We start from the raw sequence: 23,370 nt of genomic DNA on the forward strand, positions 1-23,370 counted from the left end.
CCGCCCCGCTGCTCACCGACGCCGTACTCCACGCCGAAACCGACGACGACTCCTGACCCCGCAGGCCGAGGCGTCACTTCTGCAGGCCGAGAAGTCACCCCCGCAGGCCGAGGCGTCAGTTGTGCAGGCCGAGAGGTCAGTTGTGCAGGCCGACTTGGCATCAGCGTGACGCCTCGAGCGCTGCAAGGGTGACGCCTCGACCCGCAAACCTGACGCCTCGGCCCGCAGAAATGACCCCTCGACCCGCAAACCTGACCTCTCGACCCGCAAACCTGACGCCTCGGCCCGCAGAAGTGACGCCTCGGCCTGCGGGGTCAGGAGTCGTCGTCGGTTTCGGCGTGGAGTACGGCGTCGGTGAGCAGCGGGGCGGTGAGTGCGATCTGCCAACCCCTGGCGCCGAAGCCGGTGAGGAGCTCGATGATGCCGTCGAGGAGGGCGCCCGGGTCGCGGGTCTTGGGCGGCGTCCACATGGCGCGGCGCAGGAAGTCGGGGGTGAGAAGGTTCTCGGCGGGGATGTTGCGCTCCTCGGCCAGGCCGTTGACGGACTCACGAGCCAGCGTGAGACGCCGGGCGGCAACCGGATCCTTGTCGGCCCAGGCGCGCGGCGGGGGAGGGCCGTCGGCCCGTGGGGAGCGCACCGGCAGCTCGTCCTCGTCCATCGTGACGGCGTGGTTGAGCACCTTCACCCACGAGCTCACATAGCGCTCGGCGCCGCGACCGTGGAACCCCTTGAGCCCGAGCAGCGAGGCCTTGTCCTGCGGCAGATCCTGCGAGGCGGCCACGATCGCGGCGTCGGGGATGATCCGGCTGGGGGTGACGTCGCGCTGCTGCGCGATCCGATCGCGCTCGGTCCACAGGCCGCGCACCGCGGCGAGACCGCGGCGGCCACGGACGCGGTGCATGCCGGACGTACGTCGCCAGGCGTCGACCCGCACCGGCGCTTCGAACCCGCGCAGCCAGTTGAACTCCTGCCGCGCCCACTCGTCCTTGCCCTGCTCGACGAGCTCGGTGGCCAGCGCGTCGCGCAGCTCGACGAGCACCTCGACGTCCAGGGCGGCGTACTCCAGCCAGGCGTCCGGAAGAGGCCGGGTCGACCAGTCGGCGGCCGAGTGCTCCTTGAGCATCGTGAACCCCAGGACGGTCTCGACCAGCGTGCCGAGCCCGACGCGCGGGTAGCCCAGCAGGCGCCCGGCGAGCTCGGTGTCGAACAGCGCCGAGGGGTGCAGACCGAGATCGCTGAGGCAGGGAAGGTCCTGGGTGGCGGCGTGCAGGATCCACTCGGTGCCGTCGAGCGCGTCGACCAGAGGCTGCATCGTGGTCAGCCCGATCGGGTCGATCAGCCAGATCCCCGAGCCCTCGCGACGCAGCTGGATCAGGTAGGCGCGGTTGGAGTAGCGGTAGCCCGAGGCGCGCTCGGCGTCGATCCCGACCGGTCCGGTCCCGGCGGCGATGGCCTCGGCGGCCTTGGCCAGCCCGTCGTCGGTGTCGGTCACCGGGGGCAGTCCGTCGCGCAGGGTCAGCAACGGAGCCGGGACGGTCTCGTCCTCGGTCTCCTGCTCCGTCTGCCCGGAGTCCGGGCCAGCCTTCGGCTCTGTGTTCTCTTCGCTCACGCGCCGCGCTGCCCTCGTCGGCTCGGCATCACCGAGACACCCTCCGGCACCGGAGGAAGTCCCGCGGCCGTGCAGAGCAGCTCGCCCCACGCCTCGGTGTGTGGTCTCAGGTCCAGCTCGCCAGTTGCGCTCCCAACCGGGGTCCAGGAGGCGCGGATCTCGATCTGCGCGGTGCCTTCCTCATCGGCCATCCCGCCGTAGGACTCGGTGGCGACCCGGGTCACGGTGCCGGCGGCGGCGACGTGCTCGGCGCCGTGGCCGGACAGGGCGTCGAGAAGCCAGGACCAGCCGACCTCGCCCAGGAGCGGGTCGCTGACGTGCTCGACGTCGATGTCCGCCCGGACGTACGCGACCAGGCGGAACGTGCCGGGCAGGCCGTGCACGGCGCCCCAGGCGTCGTTGCCGTCCGGGTCGTGCAGCAGGATCAGTCGCCCGGTCGCCACATCGACGTCGTCGACGGTCACATCGGCCGACATCGCCGCGGCAAACGGAGCGATCCGCTGCGGTGCCGGCATCTCCTCGCACAGCACCTCGGGCCGGAAGGTCGCGGCGCGCATGCCCTCCGCGGCGGATCGGAAGGCGGCTGGGCCGCTCTCCGGTCCCGCGGTGGGGCGCGACTCTCCACGGACGACCATGTGAACAGGGTATGTCTTCTACGCGATTCGCGATGTGCGTACACGCCGCGCCGGGTGGGACCATTGCCCAGTGGTTGCCATGAACTCCTTCGGGAACTCCTTCGGGAACGCCTCCGGCGCGCTCGCATCCTCCCCGTTCCTGCAGGCACTCGCAGGACAGAAGCCGAGCCGTACGCCGGTCTGGTTCATGCGCCAGGCGGGCCGCTCGCTGCCTGAGTATCTCAAGGTCCGCGAAGGCATCGGCATGCTCGAGTCCTGCCAGAACGCCGATCTGATCACCGAGATCACCCTGCAGCCCGTACGTCGCTACGGGGTCGACGCGGCCATCTTCTTCTCCGACATCGTGCTGCCGCTGAAGGCGGTCGGGATCGATCTCGACATCAAGCCCGGTGTGGGCCCGGTGATCGCCGACCCGGTACGCACCCTGGCCGACGTCGAGGCGATCCCCGACCTGACGCCTGAGCACGTCCCCTACATCACCGAGGCCGTCCAGAACCTCACCGGTGAGCTGGCCGGCATCAACGGTGGCACCCCACTCATCGGCTTCGCAGGCGCCCCGTTCACGGTCGCCTCCTACCTGGTCGAGGGCGGCCCCTCGAAGGAGTACGCCAAGACCAAGGCGCTCATGTTCGGTGCGCCCGACGTGTGGGACGCCCTGATGCGCAAGATCGCCGGGATCTCCGCCGCGTTCCTGGAGGTCCAGGTCCGCGCGGGTGCCTCCGCGGTGCAGCTCTTCGACTCCTGGGCCGGCGCCTGCACCCCCGCCGACTACGAGCGCCACGTGCTGCCCTACTCCACCCAGGTGCTGTCCCGGATCGGTGAGCTCGGTGTCCCGCGGATCCACTTCGGCGTCAACTCCGCCATGCTTCTCCCGCTCATGGGCAGCGCCGGCGCAGAGGTCGTCGGCGTCGACTGGCGTACGCCGCTGGACTGGGCGATCACCCAGCTCGGCGACGACTTCGGCGTCCAGGGCAACCTCGACCCCGCGCTCGTCTTCGCGCCCACCGAGGTGATGCTCGAGCAGGCCGGGAAGATCATCGACGCCGGACGTACGGCCAAGAGCCACATCTTCAACCTCGGTCACGGGGTCATCCCGACCACCGACCCCGACCAGCTCGCCCGGCTGACCGAGTTCGTCCAGAGCCGCCCCGTCTCCTGATCGGGTAATCACCGCCGGCCGTCTCAGTGATCGAGCGGCCGGCTCCGCCATGTCGTCGAATATGAGAAGTTTGATGGACATAGGCGACGAAATGGAGAAGACGATGACCTGGAACGAGCCCGTGAAGTTCGCCTACTGGGTGCCCAACGTGAGCGGCGGCCTGGTGGTGAGCAACATCGAGCAGCGCACCGACTGGAGCTATGAGTACAACAAGAAGCTGGCTCAGCTGGCTGAGAACAACGGCTTCGAGTACGCCCTCTCGCAAGTGCGCTACATGGCCTCCTACGGCGCGGCCTATCAGCACGAGTCCACCTCGTTCTCCCTCGCGCTGCTGCTGGCGACCGAGCGGTTGAAGGTGATCGCCGCCGTCCACCCGGGGCTGTGGCAGCCCGGCGTACTGGCCAAGTTCCTGGCCACCGCCGACCACATCTCCGGCGGTCGAGCCGCTGTGAACGTCGTCTCCGGCTGGTTCAAGGACGAGTTCACCCAGCTCGGGGAGCCCTGGCTGGAGCACGGCGAGCGCTACCGCCGCTCGGAGGAGTTCATCCGCTACCTCCGCGAGATCTGGACGAGCGACGCCGCCGAGCTCAACGGTGACTTCTACCGGCTGCACGACTTTGACCTGAAGCCGAAGCCGCTGGCCAGCGAGGGCCGTCCGCACCCGGAGATCTTCCAGGGCGGCAACTCCTCCGACGCCAAGGCGATGGCCGGCCGCGTCTCTGACTGGTACTTCGCCAACGGCAACACCCCTGAGGGCCTCGCCGCGCAGATCGCCGACGTCAACGCCACAGCCGGGCCGCAGGGCCGCAAGGTCAGGTTCGGGATCAACGGCTTCATCGTCGCCCGCGACACCGAGAAGGAGGCGCGCGACACCCTCAGGGAGATCATCGACAAGGCCGACCGTGAGGCCGTCGAGGGCTTCGGGTCCGCGGTCAAGCAGGCCGGCCAGTCGACCGGCGACAAGACCGGGATGTGGCAGGACTCCAGCTTCGAGGACCTGGTTCAGTACAACGACGGCTTCAAGACCGGGCTGATCGGCACCCCCGAGCAGGTCGCGCACCGGATCGTGGAGCTCAAGCGGGCCGGGGCCGACCTGATCCTCGGTGGCTTCCTGCACTACCTCGAGGACGTGGAGTACTTCGGTCAGCGCGTGCTGCCGATCGTGCGCGAGCTCGAGGCCCAGCAGCTGGAGCCCGTGGCTTGAGCACGACAGAGATCGCCCGACTCGATGCCGAGACCGCCCCCTTGGTGGCGCGGCGGCTGGCCGACGAGCTCGCGCTCGGCGACGGCTCCCGTGACCGGGACAGGGCGCTGCCCCACGACCAGGTCAAGGCGTACGCCGCCGCCGGGCTCGGTGCGCTCACGGTCCCTCTCGTGTTCGGTGGACCGGCGCTCCCGGCCACGACCGTGGCGGAGGTGTTCCGGCTGGTCTCGTGGGGCGATCCCAACGTCGGTCAGGTCCCGCACAGCCACTTCGTCTTCCTCAACCAGCTGCGGCTGAACGGCACGCGGGAACAGCAGCAGCGGATCTACAGCGAGGTGCGGGCCGGCGCCCTGGTCGCCAACGCGCAGTCCGAGCTCGGGACGAAGCACGTGCGGGACATCCGTACGACTCTGACGCCTGTGGTCTCGACAGGCTCGACCACCGATGGTTGCGAGTGGCTGCTGAACGGGGAGAAGTTCTACTGCACCGGGTCGCTCTTTGCCGATTATCTCGCCGTCCTCACCCACCTCGACGTCGGCGGGCCGCTGCACGTGGCGTGGGTCCGCGCCGAGACTCCCGGCGTCGAGGTCATCGACGACTGGGACGCCGTCGGGCAGCGTACGACTGGTTCCGGAACAGTTCGCTTCACAGATGTTCCCGTAGCGGACGATTGGGTGACGCCGTTCGCGGTCACCTTCGACGTGCCGACGACATACGGCGCCTTCGCCCAGTTGTTGCACGCGGCGATCGACACCGGGATCGCCCGCCGCGCGCTGGACGAGGCCGGTGAGTTCGTACGCACCAAGTCGCGTCCCTACCCAGACGCGATCGCGATCGCCGGGGTCGAGAAGGCCTGCGAGGACCCGCTGGTCGTGCACGCCTTCGGCGAGATGGAGCTGGCCGTACGCAGCGCCGAAGCGCTTCTCGCCGAGGCGGCGCGGCGCGTGGACGAGGCCGACGCGTCCCTCTCCGCGGAGTCGGCCGCGGAGGCCAGCCTCGCCGTGGCGGCGGCTCGGGCGGCGACCGCGAAGGTGGCGGTCGACGTCACCAGCCGACTCCTGGAGGTCTCCGGCACTCGTGCGGCGCTGGCGGCGACCAACCTCGACCGGCACTGGCGCAACGCGCGCACGCACACCCTCCACGACCCGGCCGCCTGGAAGGTCCAGCACCTCGGACGCTGGGCCGTCGACGGCACCCCGCCACCACGGCACGGCCAGATCTGACGGCCACAGCACGACGTACGACACCTCCCACATCCCCATGCGAAAGGCTGCGATGAGCACCCTCAAGTTCCACTGGTTCCTCCCCACCAACGGCGGCGACGGTCGTCACGTGATCGGCGGCGGTCACGGCGTCAGCGCGCTGGCGGCGGGCCGGCCGGCCACGGTGCCCTACCTCGGTCAGATCGCCCGCAGTGCCGAGCAGTTCGGCTTCGAGGCGGCGCTGACGCCGACGGGGGCGTGGTGCGAGGACGCCTGGGTGACGACCGCGATGCTCAGCTCGGTCTCGGAGCGGCTGAAGTTCCTGGTCGCCTTCCGGCCCGACTCGGTCTCGCCCTACCTGGCCGCACAGATGGCGGGCACCTTCCAGAACCTGTCGGGTCAGCGACTGCTGCTCAACGTCGTCACCGGCGGTGAGGACCACGAGCAGCGGATGTACGGCGACTTCCTGGCCAAGGACGAGAGGTATGAGCGGGCGGGGGAGTTCCTGCACATCGTCCGCCGGCTCTGGGCAGGGGAGACGGTGACGTTCTCCGGCAAGCACCTCTCGGTGGACGGCGCGCGCCTCGAGCAGCGACCGGCACCGGTCCCGGACATCTACTTCGGCGGCTCCTCGCCCAAGGCGCTCCAGGTCGCCGCCGACCATGCCGACGTCTATCTGACCTGGGGTGAGCCGCCGGCGGCGGTCGCGGAGAAGATCGCGCGGGTGCGGAAGCTGGCGGCCGATCGTGGGCGTGAGCCCCGCTTCGGGATCCGGCTGCACACCATCGCCCGCGACACCTCGGCGGATGCCTGGGCCGAGGCGGCGCGGTTGCTGGAGCACATCTCGGACGAGGACATCGAGCGCGTCCAGGCGGGGCTCTCGCGCAGCGTCTCGGAGGGACAGCGGCGGATGCTGGAGCTCAACCAGGGCTCGCGCGACGGGCTCGAGATCCACCCCAACCTGTGGGCGGGCATCGGGCTGGTCCGCGGCGGCGCCGGGACCGCGATGGTCGGCTCCTACACCGAGATCGCCGACCTGATCGAGGCCTACCACTCCGCCGGGATCTCGGAGTTCGTGCTCTCGGGCTACCCGCACCTGGAGGAGTCCTACTGGTTCGGCGAGGGCGTCCTGCCCGAGCTCGCCCGCCGGGGCCTGTGGTCGCACCCCGCTCCTGTCGTCGGCCGCGGCGCGGCGGTGCCTTTCGGCGCCGCGACGCAGTAGGAGGCGACCGTGCCCGCCCCCACAACCACCTCCGCCGGCCCGAAGCGCGTCGCGCTCGCGGCCTCGGTCGGTGCCGCCACCGAGTGGTACGACTTCTTCGACTACGGCACGGCCGCCGGTCCGATCAGCTTGACCTGCATGTGGTTGCTACCGGAGACCCGCGGCGAGGAGCTGCGAGACACTGCGGTGGACGAGGCGCGGACAGAGCCCGCGAGAGAGGTGGTGGCGTCATGACCAGCCCGCTGCGTACGAACCAGGACCTCGACCCCGCCGCGTTGCGGCAGGCCTTCGGCGTCTTCCCCAGCGGTGTGGTGGCGGTGGCTGCCTCGATCGACGGACGCCCTGTCGGTCTGGCCGCGTCGTCGTTCACGTCGGTGTCCCTGGACCCGCCGCTGGTCTCCTTCTCCGTGGCCAACACCTCGAAGACCTGGCCCGACCTGCGGCGCTCCTCGCATCTTGGGGTGACGGTGCTCGCCGAGCACCACGGCGAGGTCTGCCGCCAGCTCGCCGGCCCGGTCGACTCCCGCTTCGACGGCCTCGAGGTCAGCTCGTCCCTCGACGGCGCCCTCACCCTCGACGAGGGTCTGGCACAGTTCGACTGCACCGTCTACCGCGAGGTCGAGGCCGGCGATCACATCGTCGTGCTCCTCGAGCTCCACGCCGCCGACCACGGCGCCGGCCAGCCCCTGGTCTTCCACCGCTCAGCCTTCGGCCGCCTCGCCGGCTGAACGCCCAGTCGGCGCAACTGTCCCACTTGATCGTGTCGAGTCGGCGCTAATGTCCCAGGCCGGCGAGGATCTCGTCGTCCTCGCAGGCCCTGGCGTAGGCGTTGATGCGCGCTCGGATCTCGCGACCCAGCAGCCACTGGCCGATCGGCTCGGCGACGGGGCTGAGCCAGGCGGGCTTGATCGAGTAGGTGTACTTCCAGCTCGCCAGCGTGCCGTCGGTGCCGTCGCGGGTCTCGGCGGTGAACCGCCAGCCTCCGCCGAAGCTCGCGAAGAACCACGGTCCCTTCACCATCGTCATCCCGACCGACGTGGGCGGACGGTAGGAGACGTACTCGCTGATCATCGTCGGCCCCACCCGCGCCTTGGTGAGGGTCCGCACGCCCTTGCCGGGCGCTGTCGCGCCGCCGACGAAGCGCTGCGCACGGATGAACGGATCCCACCGCAGGCGTACGTCTCCTGTCGTCTGCGACACCGCGAACGCCGTCTCGGGATCGATCCGGACCCACACCTGCGCTGTGACCTGGGGCATGGGACGAGCCTAGAGGTGCCGTGCGTCTGCGGTCGCGGTTCAGCGTCCGCCCGGGCCTGGTGCCAGACTGGTTCCCGTGCGTGTCATCGTCGTCGGAGCAGGGATCGCCGGGCTGACCGCGGCCCGCGACCTGTCGTTGAAGGGGCACCGGGTGACGGTGCTCGAGGCCTCGGACCGGGTTGGCGGGAAGATCCGCGGGGAGTCGGTCGCCGGGCAGACGGTCGACGTGGGCGCGGAGGCGATGCTCAATAGGCGGCCCGAGGGTGTCGCGCTCGCTCAGGAGATCGGGCTCGAGGTGGTGCACCCGACCGACGCGAAGTCCTCGATCTGGTCGCGCGGCGCGCTGCGGCCGATCCCGCGCTCGATCATGGGCGTTCCCCTCGACCTGGCCGCGCTGGAGTCCTCGGGTCTCCTCAGCGAGGAGACCCTGGAGGTCGTACGCCGCGAACCCACGCTCCCACCTGCGAAGACGGACGAGGACATCTCGGTCGGTGACCTCATCGCGTCCCGTTTCGGGGACGAGACCGCCGACCGGCTGGCCGACCCGCTGCTGGCGGGCGTCTATGCCGGCCACGCCCGCTCGATCTCGGTGAAGGCGGCCGCCCCGCAGCTGTTCATGCTGGCCGAGAAGGGCTCCCTGCTGGAGGCCGCCGCCGCGCTCCCGAGCTCGACGGTCCCTGTCTTCGCGGGGATCGACGGCGGCATGTCCCGGTTGCCCGCCACCCTCGCCGAGGGGCTGGACATCCGGCTCAACACGCAGGTCGACACCGTCACCCGGACCCCGCAGGGCTTCCTGATCGAGACCGGTGACGAGGTGGAGGCCGCCGATGCCGTCGTGGTCGCGACACCCGCTCCGACGGCCGCGAGGCTGCTCCGCTCGACCGCCCCGTCGGTCGCGCGCGAGCTGTCCGGGATCGAGACCGCGAGCGTCGCGGTGATCACCTTCGCCTTCCCGGACCTCCCCGCGGGGCTGGCCGGCAGGTCCGGATTCCTCGTCCCGCCCGTCGAGGAGTGCGCGATCAAGGCCTCCACCTTCTCCTTCGCCAAGTGGGCCTGGGTGGGGCAGCGCGGCCAGTATCTGCGTACGTCCATCGGGCGCCACGGCGAGCCACCCTCGGACGACGACGACCGCCTGGTCGCCGACTCCCTGGCCGCCCTGGCCGAGATCGCCGGCATCGCCGCGAAGCCGACCGACGTGCACGTCCAGCGCTGGGCCGACGCCCTCCCGCAGTATCCGGTCGGCCACCTCGACCGCGTCGCCCGCATCCGCCAAGGAATCCGGGGTGTGCCCGGCCTGGCCCTCGCCGGGGCCTCCTACGACGGCGTCGGCATCCCCGCAACGATCGGCTCAGCCCACCGCGCCGCGGCCGATCTGGGGTGAATGCTCACCGAGCTACCTCGGCGGAGCCACACTGACCTCGTGGAACTCCGCGAAGTCAGTGACCGCTGACCGAGCTACCTCCGTCAACATCCCGCAGAAACTCGATGATCCCCGCGAGAGCCTCCCGAGCGGCCGGTGCGACACCGGGGAGCGACATGAACCCGTGGAACGCGGTGTCGTAGTCCACGAGCGAGACCGTCGTCCCGGCAGCACGGAGGGCCTCCGCATAGCGCGTGCCGTGGTCACGGATCGGGTCGTGCAGCGCGGTGATGATGTGAGCCGGCGGCAGGTCGGCGTGCGAGGCAGCGCGCAGGGGAGAGGCCTGCCAGGTTTCGTCCCCGTAGCCCGGGCCCATGTAGAGGTGGCCGAAGGTGCCCATCTGCGCCGAAGTGAGCACCGGACCGTTGGCGTTGGCCGCCTCGGAGGGGAACGTCTCGTACATCTCGACGGCCGGATAGATCAGCACCTGCGCGGCGATCGTGGGACCGCCGGCGTCACGCGCCATCAACGAGACCACCGCAGCCAGGTTGCCGCCGGCGCTGTCACCCATCACCGAGATGCGCGACGGGTCCCCGCCCAGCTCAGAGGCATGCTTCGCCACCCATTCCACGGTGGCCCAGGCGTCCTCGACGGCGGCCGGGAACGGATGCTCGGGAGCCAGCCGATAGGACGGCGCGATCACGACCGAGCCGGTCTCGGCCGCCACGTGCGACGAGACCCACGCGCTCTGCTCCGGAGCCCCGAGGCACCAGCCACCGCCGTGGAAGTTGATGACGACCGGCGCGGCCTCGCCGACGCCGGGAGGCGTGTAGATCGCGAACCGGCGCCCGTCGACGTACGTCTCCTTGATCTCGACGTCCGCGGGGCGGCCGAAGAGGAAGCCAGTGACCGGTCCGGTCCGGAAGCCCTCGCGCTGGGCGCGCAGGGCGATCATCTCCTCGGCGGTCGTCGGCACCTTGACCAGGCGCTCCTGGATGGCGGCGAAGATTCGGGTACGCAGCGGCAGCATGCCCACACGATAGAGGCAGGACGTTGGAGCCCGGCGAGGCCCGGCGACCGCCCGTAGCGCAAAATGGGGCCATGACCGACCCGCAGGCCGAAATCCAGTCCAACGCAGCCAAGATCAACGACCTCAACGAGACGATCCGCTACACGATGTGGTCGGTCTTCTCGCTGGCGGAGACCCTCGGTGAAGCCGATCGCAAGGCCGAGGCCGTCGAGGTCGAGGAGCTCTTCGCCGCCTTCGCCGACGAGGACATCGTGGTGCGGGGCACCTACGACGTGGCCGGCCTGCGCGCCGACGCCGACGTGATGTTCTGGCTGCACGCCGACTCCTCCGACAAGCTCCAGTCGGCCTATCACCGGCTTCGCCGCACCACCTTCGGCGCGCGCCTTGTGCCGGTCTGGTCGCAGATGGCGCTGCACCGCCCCGCGGAGTTCAACCGGAGCCACCTGCCGGCCTTCCTCGCCGACGAGCGCACCCACGACTACGTCGCGGTCTACCCGTTCATCCGCTCCTACGAGTGGTATCTCCTTGACGACAAGGAGCGCCGCCGGCTGCTCGCCGAGCACGGCAAGATGGCGCGCGACTACCCCGATGTCCGGGCCAACACGGTCCCGTCCTTCGCGCTCGGCGACTACGAGTGGCTGCTCGCCTTCGAGGCCGACGATCTCTCCCGCATCGTCGACCTGATGCGCCACCTGCGCGGCTCCGAGACCCGTCGCCACGTACGCGAGGAGGTGCCGTTCTACACCGGTGCCCGCGTCGAGATCGGTGACCTGCTCGACCGTCTTCCCTGACGTACGGCCCGAGTCGTCGGGCATCTCGAAAATATGCTGTCGGCATCCGTAGGACTCCACTAGCCTTTTCGCCGCGGTGGCTCGTGCTCGGGTTCGTGTGCCGAACTCGTCGCGGGTTACCTCCATATCCAAGTGACTATGGGAGGGCAGACGGATGGGGATGACGGTCCCAGGGGAGCTCGACTTCGTTCTGGACCTACTTGGATACGAGTGGCCGAACGTCGATGAAGACGCTGTCCGCGATGCCGCTCAGCTGCTGCGCGGACTCGAGACAGATCTGCGGGGCACGCTCGATGAGCTGGAGATCCGGGTCAACGAGCTCGGTGATGGTGCTAAGGCTCAGTCCACGAACGCTTTGATCAGGGCGTGGACTGAGAACCGCACGGCCAATATGGACGGCGTGCTCGATGCGCTTCCCGACGTCGCGACCGGGATCGATGTGCTCGCCGACGCGATTCTCGCCCTCAAGGTGAAAGTGATCGCCGAGCTGACAATCACTGCCGCGCAGATTGCCGCAGCTGCGGCGACGGCGGTGGTCACCGCGGGCCTCAGTGTGGCCGGTAACGCTGCGATCATCGCGGCACGGAAGAAGGCACTGGACATTGCCACCGACCTCGTGGTGGAAGAGGTGGTCGGCCAGGTGGCAAGCATGGTGATCGATCCCTTGAGCGGAACGATCGCAAACCTGGCCATATCGATAGCCGAGGCTCCCGTAGTGACCGACGGGGACGCGACTCCGTCAACAGAACTCAGTTACGACGTGATGGAGCAGATCGCGACCGCGCTGGATGACTGTGGTTCCGAGCAGCTTTCACTCTGCTCCAACTTTGCGGCCCAGGTGTCCGCTCTACCGATCTTCGCGTCTTAGGAGACATCAATGGGCAAGGGCAAGTTGGACGAGGTCGCCGAGGGCGCCAGAGACTCCTTGACAAAGATGGGAGACGACGTCGGCGAGGCGCTTGAGAAGAGCGCAAAGGGTGTCGCCAAGAAAATCCGCAAGGACATGGATGAGCGTCGCCGGTTGGACGGGGAGATGGGTCCCGGCGACTGGAAATCGGTGAATCGGAACCATAAGTATCTCCAGCAGAAGCTCGGTGGAGAATACGAAAAGCAGGTGACCGGCCGAGACGACGGTAAAGAGTACGCGGTCAAGGGCACCAAGGGAAACGAGGTAAAGTTCGATGGTTTTGTTGACGGCAAACTCATCGAGACCAAACACGGCTATAGCGCGATGGTCAACGACCTCGGCAACCTCAATGGCGCGCAGCGAAAAGCATGGTTCGAGCAAGCGCAACGGCAGGTCGACGCCGCAGGTGACACGCCGATCGAATGGGTCTTCTCCAACGAGAAGTCAATGAATGCCGCTAGGCGCCTGTTCATGAAGAACGGGTGGGATATATCCGTACGCCACCAACCCTTCGACCCGCCGCCGAGCAGTTGGGACGGCTGGAAAGCACCAGAGATTCCGAAGTGATCGAACGGGTAGTCTCAAGAGGACTGGTCGTCGACGGGTCATAGTAGTGTCGGGGCGTCGACTCATGGAGGAGAGAGGGCGAGTGATAGGGTGATGAGCGTGGATGAGGAATTGACGGCACGAGGTTTCTGGGGTCCGAGGCAAGAGACGCCCGACCAGATTGCGGATAAGCTTGTCGCTTTTGTTACGGGTTTGAATGACGTCGTCGGTGACGACATAACGTGGTCGGCTCCTGGCCTTCGCGGGCAGTCGCTTGCTGATCCGGAAGTTGCCCGGCAGGTCATTTCTAAGGCTTTCGCCGATAATACTGACGCTCCCCACCTTGGGATAAGCCAGGCTTATGATGCGCGTGGCAAGAAGATCAAAATGATCTCGATCACGATGGGTGTGGGCGGGTACTCGGATTCTCCGAAGATGCAGAACCGCTTTGTGCTGGACTGGTTCGGGGATGGTGGCTCAGCGCTCGCTGATCCGATCCTGCGTCATATTGTCTCGGTGTGGGATCCGGATTGGGCAGACGTGACGGCGATGTCGTTCATGGAGGCTCTTATCGACGTGCAACCCGTTGGGAAGCCCACTCCAAAGGTCGGTTATCTGACCTACCTGTCCGAGGCGCGGGCGCAGGCCCTGCCGGGCGGACTCGAGAACCACAAGACAAACCTCGACGGTGGCGGTGCCATCATCGGCTCTGGTGAAGGCGACGGGTTCTTGTCCGTCGACAAGGCCACCGAGTTCGCAAAGGTTCTCAGGCTCAGTCCGGCCTTCTCGCCGACGCCGACTGACCGCAGCAAGTTTTAGGGTTGCGAACGCCTGTCCAGTGGTGTTGACGGCTCGACGACGTGGTGTGCCTACGACCCCGAGGTTGTGAAGCCGAGAGTGGCCTCTGGGCCACGCTCAGCTTCACAGCTAGCCCCGCAGCCGAGCCAGCGCGCTCATCCCGTGATAGATCACGACCGCGGCGATGGTGCCCAGAGCGATCCCGGTGAAGGTGAGGTCGCCGAAGGTCAGGGTGAGGTTGCCGATGCCGATGACCAGGGCGACGGCGGCGGTGAATTGGTTGACCGGCTGGGCGAAGTCGACGCGGTTGTCGAGCCAGATCCGGATGCCGATCAGGCCGATGAGGCCGTAGAGGGCGACGGTGATCCCGCCCAGGACACCGGGCGGCACGGTGTTCAGCAGAGCGCCGAACTTCGGCGAGAGCGACAGCAGGATCGCTACCACGCCCGCCACCCAGTAGGCAGCGGTCGAGAAGACTCGGGTCGCGGTCATGACGCCGATGTTCTCGCCGTACGTCGTCGTCGCCGAGCCGCCGAAGCCACCGGCGATCGAAGTGGCGAGTCCGTCGGCGAACAGCGCTCGTCCGGTCTCCCGGTTGATGGACTCGTCGCCGGCGAGGTGGGCGACGCTGCGTACGTGGCCGACGTTCTCGGCGACGAGGACGAGCACGACCGGCAGGAACATGGGCACGACCGCCCAGTCGAGGGACGGCGTGGAGAAGTCGGGGAGGCCGAACCAGGCTGCCTCCTTGAACGCCGAGGTGTCGACCTGGCCGGCGATCAGCGCGGCCACGTATCCCACCACGACGCCGATCAGGATCGAGAGCCGGGCGATGATGCCGCGGAAGGCGACGGCGACGACCAGCACGGTGGCCAGGGTGATCGCGGCGACCAGGACCGCGCCGTTGTCAGGATTGGCCGGGTCGCCGCCGACCACGTTGTTGGTCGCGGCGGAGGCCAGGTTGAGCCCGATCAGCGCGACGATCGCACCGGTCACCACCGGCGGCATCAGCGCCTCGATCCAGCCGGTGCCGGTGATCATCACGATCACACCGACCAGCGCCAGCAGCGCACCGGTGACCAGGATCCCGAAGAGCGCCGACCCCATCCCGCCCTCACCCATCGCGGCACCGATCGGCGCGATGAACGCGAACGACGACCCCAGATAGCTGGGCAGCCGATTGCGCGTGATCAGCAGGAAGAGCAGCGTGCCGACACCGGAGAAGAACAGAGTCGTGGTCGGCGGGAAGCCGGTGAGCAGCGGCACCAGGAACGTCGCGCCGAACATCGCGACCACGTGCTGGCCGCCGAAGCCGATCGTCCGTGGCCAGCTCAGTCGCTCACCGGGTTTGACGATCGCCCCGTCGCGTACGGTCTTGCCGTTGCCGTGCAGATCCCAACCGAATCGCATCTCGCACCTCTTCCGCTCTCGTACGGCGCGATTCGCCGCCAGCCGAACGATAGGGCCGATTCACGCGAGTGCGGAAGCCATCCGCTCCGTAGGGTTGAAGACATGACGATCCGTATCGGAGTCCAGCTCCAGCCCCAGCACGCCGACTACGACCAGATCCGTGACGCCGTGCGCCGCGCCGAGGACATCGGCGCCGACATCATCTTCAACTGGGACCACTTCTACCCGCTCTATGGCGAGCCCGAAGGCAAGCACTTCGAGGCCTGGACCATGCTCGGGGCCTGGGCGGAGCAGACCACACGCGCCGAGATCGGCTGCCTGGTGACCTGCAACTCCTACCGCAACCCCGAGCTGCTCGCCGACATGGCCCGCACCGTCGACAACATCTCCGGTGGCCGTCTGGTCTTCGGCATCGGCTCGGGCTGGTTCGAGAAGGACTACACCGAGTACGGCTACGACTTCGGCACCGCCGGCGGCCGCCTCGACGCACTCGGTGAGGCCCTCCCGCGGATCGAGGCGCGCTGGGCGAAGCTCAACCCCGCCCCGCTGGGCCGATCAGGTTCGGGCAAGATGCCGGTCCTGATCGGTGGTGGCGGGGAGAAGAAGACCCTCAAGTACGTCGCCAAGCACGCCGACATCTGGCACTCCTTCTCCGACGTGGCCACCCTGGAGCGCAAGCGTGGCGTGCTCGCCGGTCACTGCGAGGCGATCGGGCGCGACGTGAACGAGATCGAGATCTCGACCGCCGCCGACAGCGCGGAGGCCGCCAAGCCGCTCTACGACGCCGGTGCCACGTTGTTCACCTACGGCGTCGGCGGTCCCGACTTCGACCTCGGGCCGCTGGAGGACCTGGTCGCCTGGCGTGACTCGCTCGGCGCCTGACCGTTCACCGAGCTACCTCGGTGAGCATCCCGAGGTCAGCCGACGACGACCGTCCCCGTGGTCGCCAACAGGTCCGCGTACGCCTTGGAGAGCTGCTGCGTCACCGGCCCGCGCTCGATCGGCCGACCGTCGAGGGAGACCACCGGGGTGAGCCCGCCCATCGTGTGCAGTCGCGCCGGTTCTCGAACGAGCGCATCGACGCCGTCGACAGGTTGCGAGGTCCAGACCACATCGCGATCCGCTGAGTCACGTTGCCCAACGTATCGACAGGACCATGAAGTTGCTGAGTGAACTACTCCAGATGGCCCGAGCGGCGGTTTCCCATAGTCCGTTCGGGCTAGGTACGCTCGACGTTCGCTCCATGCTCATCTGAAGGTCCCCCAACCCCAGGATCGCTGTGTCTTCCTCCAAGATCCCCGCCGAGCCGTCGCTCGGACGGATGGCCGTCCTCGACGCCGTCCGCCTCTTCGCAGCCGTTGCGGTGGTGCTCTACCACTTCACCGCACGTGCTCATGACCCGTGGCGCGAGGGCACCGTCTCCTCCGACATCTTCCCGGACCTGTCGAGCTTCACGGTCTTCGGGCAGTTCGGCGTCGACCTCTTCTTCATCATCTCGGGGTTCGTGATCCTGATGTCGGCGTGGGGGCGCGACGTCAGCTCGTTCACGACGTCGCGGATCACCCGGCTCTTCCCTGGCTACTGGGCGGCCGTGCTGCTGACCGCGGGCCTGTTGATGTTCGTGTGGAGCCCGGACGACAAGCACGTCGCTCTCACCGACGTAGGTGTGAACCTGACGATGCTGCAGACGGCCTTCTCGGTGCCGATGGTGGACGGCGTCTACTGGACGCTCTGGTTCGAGCTGCGGTTCTACGTCCTGGTCGGGATCCTGATGATGTTCGGCCTGACCGGTGCCCGCGTGCTGGCCTTCGCGGCCATCTGGCCGGCCGCCGCCGTCCTGGCCGATGCCGCCGGAGCGGGGCTGCTCAGCGACGTACTGATCGCGGAGTACGCCCCGATGTTCGCCGGTGGGATGGCGCTCTACATGGTGGCGCGCGACAAGCGGAACCTGCTGGCGTGGCTGGTTCTGGTGCAGAACGTCGCCCTCGGCGCCGGTTGGGCATCGCTCAACACCCGCGCTCGGCTGATGGAGTGGACCACCTTCGAGCCGCCGGTGATGTGGTGCGTGCTGGCCAGCCTGGCGTGCTTCGTGCTCGTCGCGCTGGTGACCCTCACGCCCGTCGCCCGGATCACCGGCAGCTGGCTCACCACGGCCGGTCTGCTGACCTACCCGCTCTACCTCATCCACCAGTACTGGGGCTTTGCGGTCATCCGCCTGCTCAGCGACGACCTGCCGCGCTATGCGGTCCTGGCCATCGCCGTCGGTGCCTCGCTCGTGCTCGCCTGGCTGATCCACCGTCTCGTGGAGCGGCCGCTCTCCCCGCTGCTCAAGCGTGGCCTCAAGCGCGCCTTCGAGTCGTTGGCTCACGAGGACGGCCGTCCCCGGACCAAGCGCACCCCGGCCCCCACCCGCACCCACGTGGACGCGTCCGCGCCCGAGCGCGAGATGGAGTCCGCGAGCCGCTGAGGCTCAAGCCGTGTCTGTGGAGGCGGCCTGGGCGCTCGGAGCGAGGCTGATCGAGATCGAGTTGATGCAGAACCGGTCGCCGGTCGGGGTGCCGTAGCCGTCGGGGAAGACGTGGCCGAGGTGGGAACCGCAGTTGGCGCAGCGCACCTCCACGCGGTCCATGCCGTGCGACTTGTCCTCGATGTACTCGATCGTCTCGCTGATCGGCTGGTAGAAGGACGGCCAGCCGCAGCCGGAGTGGAACTTGGTGTCGGACTCGAACAGCTTGGCCTGGCAGGCCTTGCACGAGTAGACGCCCTTGGTCTCGGTGTCGGTGTACTCACCCTTGAACGCCGGCTCGGTCCCCGCCTGGCGCAGGACGGCGTACTCCTCGGGCGACAGCTCAGCGCGCCACTCCTCGTCGGACTTCTCCACGTTGTAACCCATGGTTCAAATGGTACGTCCGCGATGGGTGCCGAGCTCCGTTGCCCGGCCCCACGTCCTGTGAGCGGGCGGCGGTCAGAACCCGGTGATGCAGTAGGGCAGCGGGCCGCCGTCGGCCATCGCGGCCCAGGTCTCGATCGCCTCGGGTGAGCCGGTGATCCGGCCCGAGGCGGCCAGCGTGCGTACGTCCACACCGCCGAGATAGAGCGCGCCGAGGGTGTCCGCGGCCAGCGCCACGTTCGGGATGGTATCCGTCGGGATGACCTCGGCCCGGCCGTCCCTGACCGCGACCCGCCAGGTGCCGGAGGCATGGCCGAGTGGGTCCTCGATGCCGAGAGCGATCTCACCGTCTGCGTACCAGGGCCGTCCCTGCAGGGCCTTGACCGGGTCGAGGACGCGCATCCACAAGAAGTCGTCGAGCTCGGCGCTCTTGACCGCGAACGGCTCCGCGAGCGCCCAGTAGAGCGGGTCCTGCACGGGCGCCTTGGCCCAGCCGACCCGCTCGACGAGGTCGATGTCGGCGAGGAAGCGCCACAGGCGAAGGTAGGCCGACGGCGTCAGCGCCACCAGGTCGACGACCTTGGCCATCCGCAGGCCGGAGTCGTTGCGCTCGTCCGCTGTCCTGTAGACGACATAACCGTCGGGCGTGCCCCCGCTGTCGAGGTGCACCCCGACCCGCTGCTTGGACTCGTCCTTGGAGTCGCCGGCGAAGTCATAGGCGCTGGAGAGCCACGGTTCGTAGTAGTGCGGCCGGGTGACCGAGCCGCGGGTGCGGTCCTGGAAGGTGCCGTAGATGCCCGCGACCGTCTTCCAGGCCTCGGCCGGCTCGGCGAGCACGACCGAGCCGTCGTCGGTGATCGCGTCCTCGCGGAACCGGAACTTCGAGGTGACGTCGACCTCGACCTGGCGCACGTGGGTGGCGGTCCCGAACCCGAAACGTCCGTAGATCGATCCCTCCGAGACGGTCAGCGCGGCCAGCGGAATCCCCTCGGCGACGGCGTCGGCCAGCGTGACCGTCATCAGCTTGCGCAGCAGTCCCTGCCGGCGGTGGGTGGGTGCGACGGTGACGTCGCTGATCAGGCGGGTGGGCAGGCTCGTCCCGCCGCCGACGTTGACCGGCGCCGTCCACGACGAGAACGTCGAGACCGGCATCGTCGCCGAGGCGAGCTCGGAGGGCTCCGACCAGGCACCGAGCAGGGTCAGCGCGTCGTTCCGGGTGTGCGCTCGCCAGGCCTCGAACCCGTCGTCGTTGCCGCGGGTCTGGTGGAACCCCCGCCGCGTCGCTTCGTACCATCCCTTCAGCAACGTCTCGTCCCCGTCGGAGGGGTCGAGACTGCGGAAGACGAGGCCAGGATGGTCGAGGCGGTGCATGAGGGAAACGTACGCTTCCCCGGCACCGCCCCGCGACAGCTTTATGCGTCCGCGCCCTCGGCTGTCCCGGCCGCCCCGGCGGCCGCCGGAGCGGGTGTCGGGAGCTGGCGACGCCGTCGCGCCAGCAGCCAGAGCGGAACCCCGACCAGCGCGATGACCGGCACCCACGGGATCACCACGCCCGCGCCGGTGGCGAGCCAGGTCCCGGCCGCGCGGAGCGCTCCCCATCCGGCGCTCAGCCCGGGGAGGAATCCCGAGTCCGAGCCGTCGGCGGGGGTGGTGCCGTCGCGCGAGATGCTGACCGTGATCGTCGAGAGCGAGGTCTGGTCGGCGAGGTGAGCCTGCTGGGCGAGCAGCGAGTTGAGCTCCGCCTCGCGGCTGGCGAGCTCGGACTCGATCGAGATCACGTCGCCGATCCGCTCGGCGCGGGCGAGCAGCGTACGGATCCGTTCGATGCTCGCGCGGGCGTTCTTCACACGGACGTCGGTGTCGACCACTTCGGTGGTGACGTCGGTGGCGGTGGTGCTGGAGTCGACCAGCGCGCCGAGCTTCTCGAGCTCCGCCATCGCTTCGGCGAAGGAGGCCGACGGGATGCGGAGGACCATCCGGGCGTGGCCTGGCCTGCCGTCCTCGTCGGTGCCGGTCTCCTGCTCGGCGACCTGGCCGGAGTGCTTGTCGGTGACGTGCTGGACCCGCGTACGGGCCTTGGCCACGTCCTTGACCTCGGTGGCGATGGCGCCGGTGGAGATGATCGCCTGCTTGGCGACCGCCGGAGCCTGCTTGGTGTCCTGGCCGGGCTCCGCCGCCTGCTTCTCGGCCGCCGTGCCCTCGGCGGCCCGGCCACCGCCGGTGTCGGCCAAGGACGTCTCGGCCGATCCGGAGTCGGCGGACTCGTTCGAGCCCGCCGACCCGCCGCACGCGGTCAGAGCAAGGACGCTGATGATGGTGATCGCAAGGGCCATACCCGAGCTAGGCCGGACCTTTGCTGTTCTCATGCACTGTGTACGCCCCGGGGCACCGTTCCGCTGCAGCGAAGGGCTAGTCACTTCGGGCCATTTCGCCCGCGCGCGGCGGCCCGGGGTCAGTTCGTCGCCGCGGCGACCACCAGGGCGATGGTCTCGGAGACGATGTCGGCGCGCATCTCGGCGAGCGGCTCACCCTCGGAGTCCCCGGACAGCACCGGCACGTGGATGTGGCCCTGCTTGGTGTCGATCTCGAGTGCGTCGCGCAGCGCAGTGGCGCGGTAGGCGGACTCGTTCGACAGATAGTCGCCGCCGGCGCCGGCCACCGCCGTGGAGCCCGGCGTCGGGTCCTCCCGGGTGACCGGGGTCGTCGAGCCGGCCGGGATCTCGGTGATCGTGTGGTTGATGTTCACCGGGAAGGTGCCGGTCACCTCGGCCTTCATCGCGTCGGTCGGAAGCGTGGTCCGGGTCCACTGCGGCTGCGGGGTCTCGTGAGGCAGGTCCTCGGGGATCGGGATGGTCTCGTCGACGCTGACCCGGTCGTTGTCGGGGAAGGTGCCTCGATGGGCACCGTTCCAGTACTCCAGGTCGAAGCGTCCCTCTCGACCCTGGCTGATGGTGATGGCCGTGTCGACCGTACGCCGCCCCGGCACCAGGTGCGGCAGGAACGCGCGCTCGACGATGCCGTCGGCGAACGGTGCCCACAGCACCGGGACCACCACGGTCTGGATCTCGACCGGCCCGTCGGGGGTCTGCACGGTGCGCCCATCCATCGCCAGTGAGACCGCGCCCGAGGGGTTGGACTGCCGGATGTTGCGGTCGAGGGTGAACGGATCGAAGCCGGAGGCCAGCACCTGCCGCTGCCTGCCGTGCTTGCCGCCACCGAAGGAGGTCGTGTCGATGCCTCGCGACGCCTGGTCGAAGGCCCGCGCCACCTTCCGGCGGGCGTCCTCGGACCAGCTCGGGAAGCCCGGGGCCACCCGAGCGATCTCGAGCTCACCGGCGAGACGTGCCCAGTAGAGCGGACGATCGTCGCTGCGCGGCAGGTCGCCGCCGGCGTCGCCGCGGCCCTGGACCCGGTCGACCGCTCGTTGCCACAGGGCCTGGCCCGCGAGCCGCGCGGCGGCGACGGCCGCCTTGCTGTGTCCCGCCTCGCAGACGGCTGTCCTCACCGCGCCGGCGACGTCGTCGAACCCGGAGCGGGCCAGGATGTCGGCGACTGCCGGATCGGTGAGGCGGGTGTGCTCCACCCGGGTGGCCGGGGAGGCGATGGTCCCGCACTCGCGGTCGGGGCTCGCCGTCGCGGGAGCGCCGGTGGTGAGTCCGAGGGTCATGGCCGTGATGGCCAGGGCCGCGGCGGCGCGAGGGAGCGCCGAGGTTCGAGTCGTCATGCGTGGTCCTTCAGAAGGTGGGTCGCCGGACGTTGCAGCGGATCATGCCGGTCGCGGGACGTACTGGCTAGGGCATGTCTGGCAAATCCACGCCCGCTACGCGACGTTTCGCATCCGATCTGGCTGCGTTGCCGCCACTCGACAGCCTCCAGGATGCCTTCGCGGCGGCGCCTTGCCAGATCGGCCCGAAACGCCGCTCGCGGCCGCCGTGTCTTTACCAGACATGCCCTAGTGCCTTATCGGCTCATCACGAGCGATTTCGCTGGGTGGGCGACCCCGGAGACGGCTAGGTTGACCGCATGGCCAAGACACCGCCGGCACACGTGCAGGTAGGCGAGCGCGAGGTGCGGATCTCCAGCCCTGACCGGATCATCTACGAGGCGACCGACCGGACTCCTGAGGTCACGAAGCTGATGGTCGCGGAGTTCTTCGCGACCGTCGGTGACCCGCTGATGCGGGCGCTGCGGGAGCGTCCGACCGCCTTGGAGCGCTGGCCCGATGGTTGGCGTGAGGGGATGAAGCTGGCCACCGGGCCAACTGACAAGGAGGGCGAGGGCTTCTATCAGAAACGCACGCCCAAGGGTGCTCCCGACTATCTCGAGGAGGTGCAGGTGACCTTCCCGAGCGGGCGTACGGCGCGCGAGATCTGTCCCACCGAGGCCGCGATCCCGGTCTGGTGTGCCCAGATGGGTGCCCTCACCTTCCACCCGTGGCCGGTTCGCCGCGACACCGGGTCGGATGTGTCCAGTGACCATCCCGACGAGCTGCGCATCGACCTCGACCCCCAGCCGGGCACCGACTTCTCCGACGTCGTGCGGGTCGCCGGCGTCGCCAAGGAGGCCCTGGAGGACCTCGGCCTGCGCGGTTTCGCGAAGACGAGCGGCAACCGCGGCGTACACATCTATGTACGCATCCGTCCCGAGTGGACCTTTGAGGAGCTGCGCCACGCGGCGATCGGCTTCGGCCGCGAGCTGGAGCGACGTGACGGGGGAGTGACCACCGCGTGGTGGAAGGAGGAGCGCGGCGAGCGCATCTTCGTCGACTTCAACCAGAACAACCGAGATCGGACCATCGCTTCGGCCTACTCGCTGCGTCCCAGGCCCGGGGCCCCGGTCTCCACCCCGCTCACCTGGGATGAGCTGGCCGATCTGAAGGATCCGCGCGAATTCAACCTCTTCACGGTCCCCGACCTCCTCGAGGACGGTGACCGCTGGGAGCGGATCGACGACGAGGCGTACGACCTCACGCCTCTGCTCGACCTCTGGGAGTCGCTGCCCGGGGGAGAGCTCAACTTTCCGCCCGACTACCCGAAGATGCCGGGTGAGCCGCCGCGGGTGCAGCCGAGCAAGAAGGTCGCCGCCCATTGGGATGACGAGGGCAACCGAGTCGAGCAGTAGTCACCACCCCTGGGACATGACTCGCTCGCGGGCCTCGGCCACGGCGGAACCAGAGGCCCGACGGGTCATTCGGCGCAGCACGATCGGTGCCAGGATCAGGCCGGCGACGGCCCAGATGCCCAGGACGCCGATCATCTCCAGGGTGCGCCAGGACTCGCCGATCTCCACGGCGACCTGGGACTCGGGCAGCATCGCCGAGCGGGCGCCCAGCCCCAGCCAGTAGTAGGG

24 protein-coding genes and 1 pseudogene are annotated in these 23,370 nt (G+C 68.8%); 14 read left to right on the top strand and 11 right to left on the bottom strand.

All coding sequences use genetic code 11. The annotated features are described in order from the left end of the window. Positions 1-314: 314 nt before the first annotated feature. Positions 315-1,610: an HRDC domain-containing protein gene (locus tag ACRDPS_RS20970; protein WP_431503604.1), complete on the bottom strand. Its 1,296-nt coding sequence runs from the start codon at positions 1,608-1,610 to the stop codon at positions 315-317. Then, on the bottom strand, positions 1,607-2,245 hold the full coding sequence (locus tag ACRDPS_RS20975) for a DUF3000 domain-containing protein (RefSeq protein ID WP_431503605.1): 639 nt from the start codon (positions 2,243-2,245) through the stop codon (positions 1,607-1,609). The genes ACRDPS_RS20970 and ACRDPS_RS20975 overlap by 4 nt, the downstream gene beginning before the upstream one ends. Positions 2,246-2,324: 79 nt before the next feature. Here ACRDPS_RS20975 and hemE point away from each other — a divergent pair, with 79 nt between their 5' ends. The 6 genes from hemE to ACRDPS_RS21005 all read left to right on the top strand — a co-directional run bounded on the left by hemE (position 2,325) and on the right by ACRDPS_RS21005 (position 7,760). Further along, positions 2,325-3,404 (top strand): uroporphyrinogen decarboxylase, encoded by a 1,080-nt coding sequence (gene hemE / locus ACRDPS_RS20980; protein WP_431503606.1) that lies wholly within the window; start codon positions 2,325-2,327, stop codon positions 3,402-3,404. A gap of 91 nt (positions 3,405-3,495) precedes the next feature. Beyond that, the gene (sfnG, locus tag ACRDPS_RS20985) at positions 3,496-4,608 is read left to right on the top strand and encodes a dimethylsulfone monooxygenase SfnG (protein WP_431503607.1); all 1,113 of its coding nucleotides are present in this window, start codon (positions 3,496-3,498) and stop codon (positions 4,606-4,608) included. Further along, a complete protein-coding gene (locus tag ACRDPS_RS20990; RefSeq protein WP_431503608.1) occupies positions 4,605-5,831 on the top strand; it encodes an SfnB family sulfur acquisition oxidoreductase in 1,227 nt (408 codons plus the stop codon). Before sfnG ends, ACRDPS_RS20990 begins: the two co-directional genes overlap by 4 nt. Positions 5,832-5,883: 52 nt before the next feature. Beyond that, positions 5,884-7,032: an LLM class flavin-dependent oxidoreductase gene (locus ACRDPS_RS20995; RefSeq protein WP_431503609.1), complete on the top strand. Its 1,149-nt coding sequence runs from the start codon at positions 5,884-5,886 to the stop codon at positions 7,030-7,032. A 9-nt stretch (positions 7,033-7,041) separates the two neighbouring features. After that, complete coding sequence (locus ACRDPS_RS21000) at positions 7,042-7,266, top strand: hypothetical protein (RefSeq protein WP_431503610.1); 225 nt, start codon at positions 7,042-7,044, stop codon at positions 7,264-7,266. After that, on the top strand, positions 7,263-7,760 hold the full coding sequence (locus ACRDPS_RS21005) for a flavin reductase family protein (RefSeq protein ID WP_431503611.1): 498 nt from the start codon (positions 7,263-7,265) through the stop codon (positions 7,758-7,760). The genes ACRDPS_RS21000 and ACRDPS_RS21005 overlap by 4 nt, the downstream gene beginning before the upstream one ends. A gap of 46 nt (positions 7,761-7,806) precedes the next feature. Here ACRDPS_RS21005 and ACRDPS_RS21010 read toward each other — a convergent pair whose 3' ends face one another. Continuing rightward, complete coding sequence (locus ACRDPS_RS21010; RefSeq protein WP_431503612.1) at positions 7,807-8,289, bottom strand: SRPBCC family protein; 483 nt, start codon at positions 8,287-8,289, stop codon at positions 7,807-7,809. Positions 8,290-8,365: 76 nt separating this feature from the next. On the opposite strand from ACRDPS_RS21010, the gene hemG reads away from it, so the two are divergent. Further along, entirely contained in the window at positions 8,366-9,670 is a 1,305-nt protein-coding gene (gene hemG, locus ACRDPS_RS21015) for a protoporphyrinogen oxidase (protein ID WP_431503613.1), read from the top strand. Between the two features lie 55 nt (positions 9,671-9,725). On the opposite strand, the gene ACRDPS_RS21020 is transcribed toward hemG, so the two are convergent. Beyond that, the gene (locus tag ACRDPS_RS21020; protein ID WP_431503614.1) at positions 9,726-10,679 is read right to left on the bottom strand and encodes an alpha/beta hydrolase; all 954 of its coding nucleotides are present in this window, start codon (positions 10,677-10,679) and stop codon (positions 9,726-9,728) included. A gap of 71 nt (positions 10,680-10,750) precedes the next feature. Between ACRDPS_RS21020 and hemQ the strand changes: the two genes are divergently transcribed. The 4 genes from hemQ (at position 10,751) to ACRDPS_RS21040 (ending at position 13,742) form a co-directional block, all read left to right on the top strand. Next, positions 10,751-11,470 carry a hydrogen peroxide-dependent heme synthase gene (gene hemQ, locus ACRDPS_RS21025; RefSeq protein WP_431503615.1) on the top strand — a complete coding sequence of 240 codons (720 nt, stop codon included), beginning with the start codon at positions 10,751-10,753 and terminating at the stop codon, positions 11,468-11,470. A 154-nt stretch (positions 11,471-11,624) separates the two neighbouring features. Continuing rightward, positions 11,625-12,338, top strand: coding sequence for a hypothetical protein (locus ACRDPS_RS21030; RefSeq protein ID WP_431503616.1), 714 nt, complete (start codon positions 11,625-11,627; stop codon positions 12,336-12,338). A gap of 9 nt (positions 12,339-12,347) precedes the next feature. Further along, positions 12,348-12,944, top strand: a complete 597-nt coding sequence (locus ACRDPS_RS21035) for a Tox-REase-5 domain-containing protein (protein ID WP_431503617.1) — start codon at positions 12,348-12,350, stop codon at positions 12,942-12,944. A gap of 99 nt (positions 12,945-13,043) precedes the next feature. Beyond that, positions 13,044-13,742, top strand: coding sequence for a hypothetical protein (locus ACRDPS_RS21040; RefSeq protein WP_431503618.1), 699 nt, complete (start codon positions 13,044-13,046; stop codon positions 13,740-13,742). Positions 13,743-13,850: 108 nt separating this feature from the next. Here ACRDPS_RS21040 and ACRDPS_RS21045 read toward each other — a convergent pair whose 3' ends face one another. Next, positions 13,851-15,131, bottom strand: a complete 1,281-nt coding sequence (locus tag ACRDPS_RS21045) for a uracil-xanthine permease family protein (protein ID WP_431503619.1) — start codon at positions 15,129-15,131, stop codon at positions 13,851-13,853. A gap of 102 nt (positions 15,132-15,233) precedes the next feature. On the opposite strand from ACRDPS_RS21045, the gene ACRDPS_RS21050 reads away from it, so the two are divergent. Continuing rightward, positions 15,234-16,013, top strand: a complete 780-nt coding sequence (locus tag ACRDPS_RS21050; RefSeq protein WP_431503620.1) for an LLM class F420-dependent oxidoreductase — start codon at positions 15,234-15,236, stop codon at positions 16,011-16,013. Between the two features lie 100 nt (positions 16,014-16,113). Here the strand turns inward: ACRDPS_RS21050 and ACRDPS_RS21055 are convergent, their stop codons facing one another. Continuing rightward, the gene (locus ACRDPS_RS21055; protein ID WP_431503627.1) at positions 16,114-16,245 is read right to left on the bottom strand and encodes a hypothetical protein; all 132 of its coding nucleotides are present in this window, start codon (positions 16,243-16,245) and stop codon (positions 16,114-16,116) included. A 165-nt stretch (positions 16,246-16,410) separates the two neighbouring features. Here ACRDPS_RS21055 and ACRDPS_RS21060 point away from each other — a divergent pair, with 165 nt between their 5' ends. After that, positions 16,411-17,598, top strand: coding sequence for an acyltransferase family protein (locus ACRDPS_RS21060; protein ID WP_431503621.1), 1,188 nt, complete (start codon positions 16,411-16,413; stop codon positions 17,596-17,598). Between the two features lie 3 nt (positions 17,599-17,601). On the opposite strand, the gene msrB is transcribed toward ACRDPS_RS21060, so the two are convergent. The 4 genes from msrB to ACRDPS_RS21080 all read right to left on the bottom strand — a co-directional run bounded on the left by msrB (position 17,602) and on the right by ACRDPS_RS21080 (position 21,745). Then, positions 17,602-18,024, bottom strand: coding sequence for a peptide-methionine (R)-S-oxide reductase MsrB (gene msrB, locus ACRDPS_RS21065; RefSeq protein WP_431503622.1), 423 nt, complete (start codon positions 18,022-18,024; stop codon positions 17,602-17,604). 72 nt (positions 18,025-18,096) lie between these two features. Continuing rightward, the gene (locus ACRDPS_RS21070) at positions 18,097-19,392 is read right to left on the bottom strand and encodes a GNAT family N-acetyltransferase (protein WP_431503623.1); all 1,296 of its coding nucleotides are present in this window, start codon (positions 19,390-19,392) and stop codon (positions 18,097-18,099) included. A gap of 41 nt (positions 19,393-19,433) precedes the next feature. Continuing rightward, entirely contained in the window at positions 19,434-20,354 is a 921-nt protein-coding gene (locus ACRDPS_RS21075; protein WP_431503624.1) for a DUF4349 domain-containing protein, read from the bottom strand. Positions 20,355-20,473: 119 nt separating this feature from the next. Then, positions 20,474-21,745, bottom strand: a complete 1,272-nt coding sequence (locus ACRDPS_RS21080; protein ID WP_431503625.1) for a hypothetical protein — start codon at positions 21,743-21,745, stop codon at positions 20,474-20,476. 299 nt (positions 21,746-22,044) lie between these two features. Here ACRDPS_RS21080 and ACRDPS_RS21085 point away from each other — a divergent pair, with 299 nt between their 5' ends. After that, complete coding sequence (locus ACRDPS_RS21085; protein WP_431503626.1) at positions 22,045-23,142, top strand: DNA polymerase domain-containing protein; 1,098 nt, start codon at positions 22,045-22,047, stop codon at positions 23,140-23,142. Here the strand turns inward: ACRDPS_RS21085 and ACRDPS_RS21090 are convergent. Further along, positions 23,143-23,370 (bottom strand): annotated as a pseudogene (locus ACRDPS_RS21090) (ABC transporter permease); the annotation flags it as partial.

This window comes from Nocardioides sp. (assembly GCF_050699375.1).
Taxonomy (GTDB): domain Bacteria; phylum Actinomycetota; class Actinomycetes; order Propionibacteriales; family Nocardioidaceae; genus Nocardioides.

Excerpts from the sequence above, each read along its gene's own strand:
- ACRDPS_RS20995 (WP_431503609.1), top strand. The coding sequence starts at position 5,884 with ATGAGCACCCTCAAGTTCCACTGGTTCCTCCCCACCAACGGCGGCGAC.
- msrB (WP_431503622.1), bottom strand. The coding sequence starts at position 18,024 with ATGGGTTACAACGTGGAGAAGTCCGACGAGGAGTGGCGCGCTGAGCTG.
- ACRDPS_RS21035 (WP_431503617.1), top strand. The coding sequence starts at position 12,348 with ATGGGCAAGGGCAAGTTGGACGAGGTCGCCGAGGGCGCCAGAGACTCC.
- hemE (WP_431503606.1), top strand. The coding sequence starts at position 2,325 with ATGAACTCCTTCGGGAACTCCTTCGGGAACGCCTCCGGCGCGCTCGCA.
- ACRDPS_RS20975 (WP_431503605.1), bottom strand. The coding sequence starts at position 2,245 with ATGGTCGTCCGTGGAGAGTCGCGCCCCACCGCGGGACCGGAGAGCGGC.
- hemQ (WP_431503615.1), top strand. The coding sequence starts at position 10,751 with ATGACCGACCCGCAGGCCGAAATCCAGTCCAACGCAGCCAAGATCAAC.
- ACRDPS_RS21030 (WP_431503616.1), top strand. The coding sequence starts at position 11,625 with ATGGGGATGACGGTCCCAGGGGAGCTCGACTTCGTTCTGGACCTACTT.
- sfnG (WP_431503607.1), top strand. The coding sequence starts at position 3,496 with ATGGAGAAGACGATGACCTGGAACGAGCCCGTGAAGTTCGCCTACTGG.
- ACRDPS_RS21050 (WP_431503620.1), top strand. The coding sequence starts at position 15,234 with ATGACGATCCGTATCGGAGTCCAGCTCCAGCCCCAGCACGCCGACTAC.
- ACRDPS_RS21010 (WP_431503612.1), bottom strand. The coding sequence starts at position 8,289 with ATGCCCCAGGTCACAGCGCAGGTGTGGGTCCGGATCGATCCCGAGACG.
- ACRDPS_RS21005 (WP_431503611.1), top strand. The coding sequence starts at position 7,263 with ATGACCAGCCCGCTGCGTACGAACCAGGACCTCGACCCCGCCGCGTTG.
- ACRDPS_RS21045 (WP_431503619.1), bottom strand. The coding sequence starts at position 15,131 with ATGCGATTCGGTTGGGATCTGCACGGCAACGGCAAGACCGTACGCGAC.
- ACRDPS_RS21055 (WP_431503627.1), bottom strand. The coding sequence starts at position 16,245 with ATGTGGTCTGGACCTCGCAACCTGTCGACGGCGTCGATGCGCTCGTTC.
- ACRDPS_RS21085 (WP_431503626.1), top strand. The coding sequence starts at position 22,045 with ATGGCCAAGACACCGCCGGCACACGTGCAGGTAGGCGAGCGCGAGGTG.
- ACRDPS_RS21070 (WP_431503623.1), bottom strand. The coding sequence starts at position 19,392 with ATGCACCGCCTCGACCATCCTGGCCTCGTCTTCCGCAGTCTCGACCCC.
- ACRDPS_RS21080 (WP_431503625.1), bottom strand. The coding sequence starts at position 21,745 with ATGACGACTCGAACCTCGGCGCTCCCTCGCGCCGCCGCGGCCCTGGCC.
- ACRDPS_RS21020 (WP_431503614.1), bottom strand. The coding sequence starts at position 10,679 with ATGCTGCCGCTGCGTACCCGAATCTTCGCCGCCATCCAGGAGCGCCTG.
- ACRDPS_RS21075 (WP_431503624.1), bottom strand. The coding sequence starts at position 20,354 with ATGGCCCTTGCGATCACCATCATCAGCGTCCTTGCTCTGACCGCGTGC.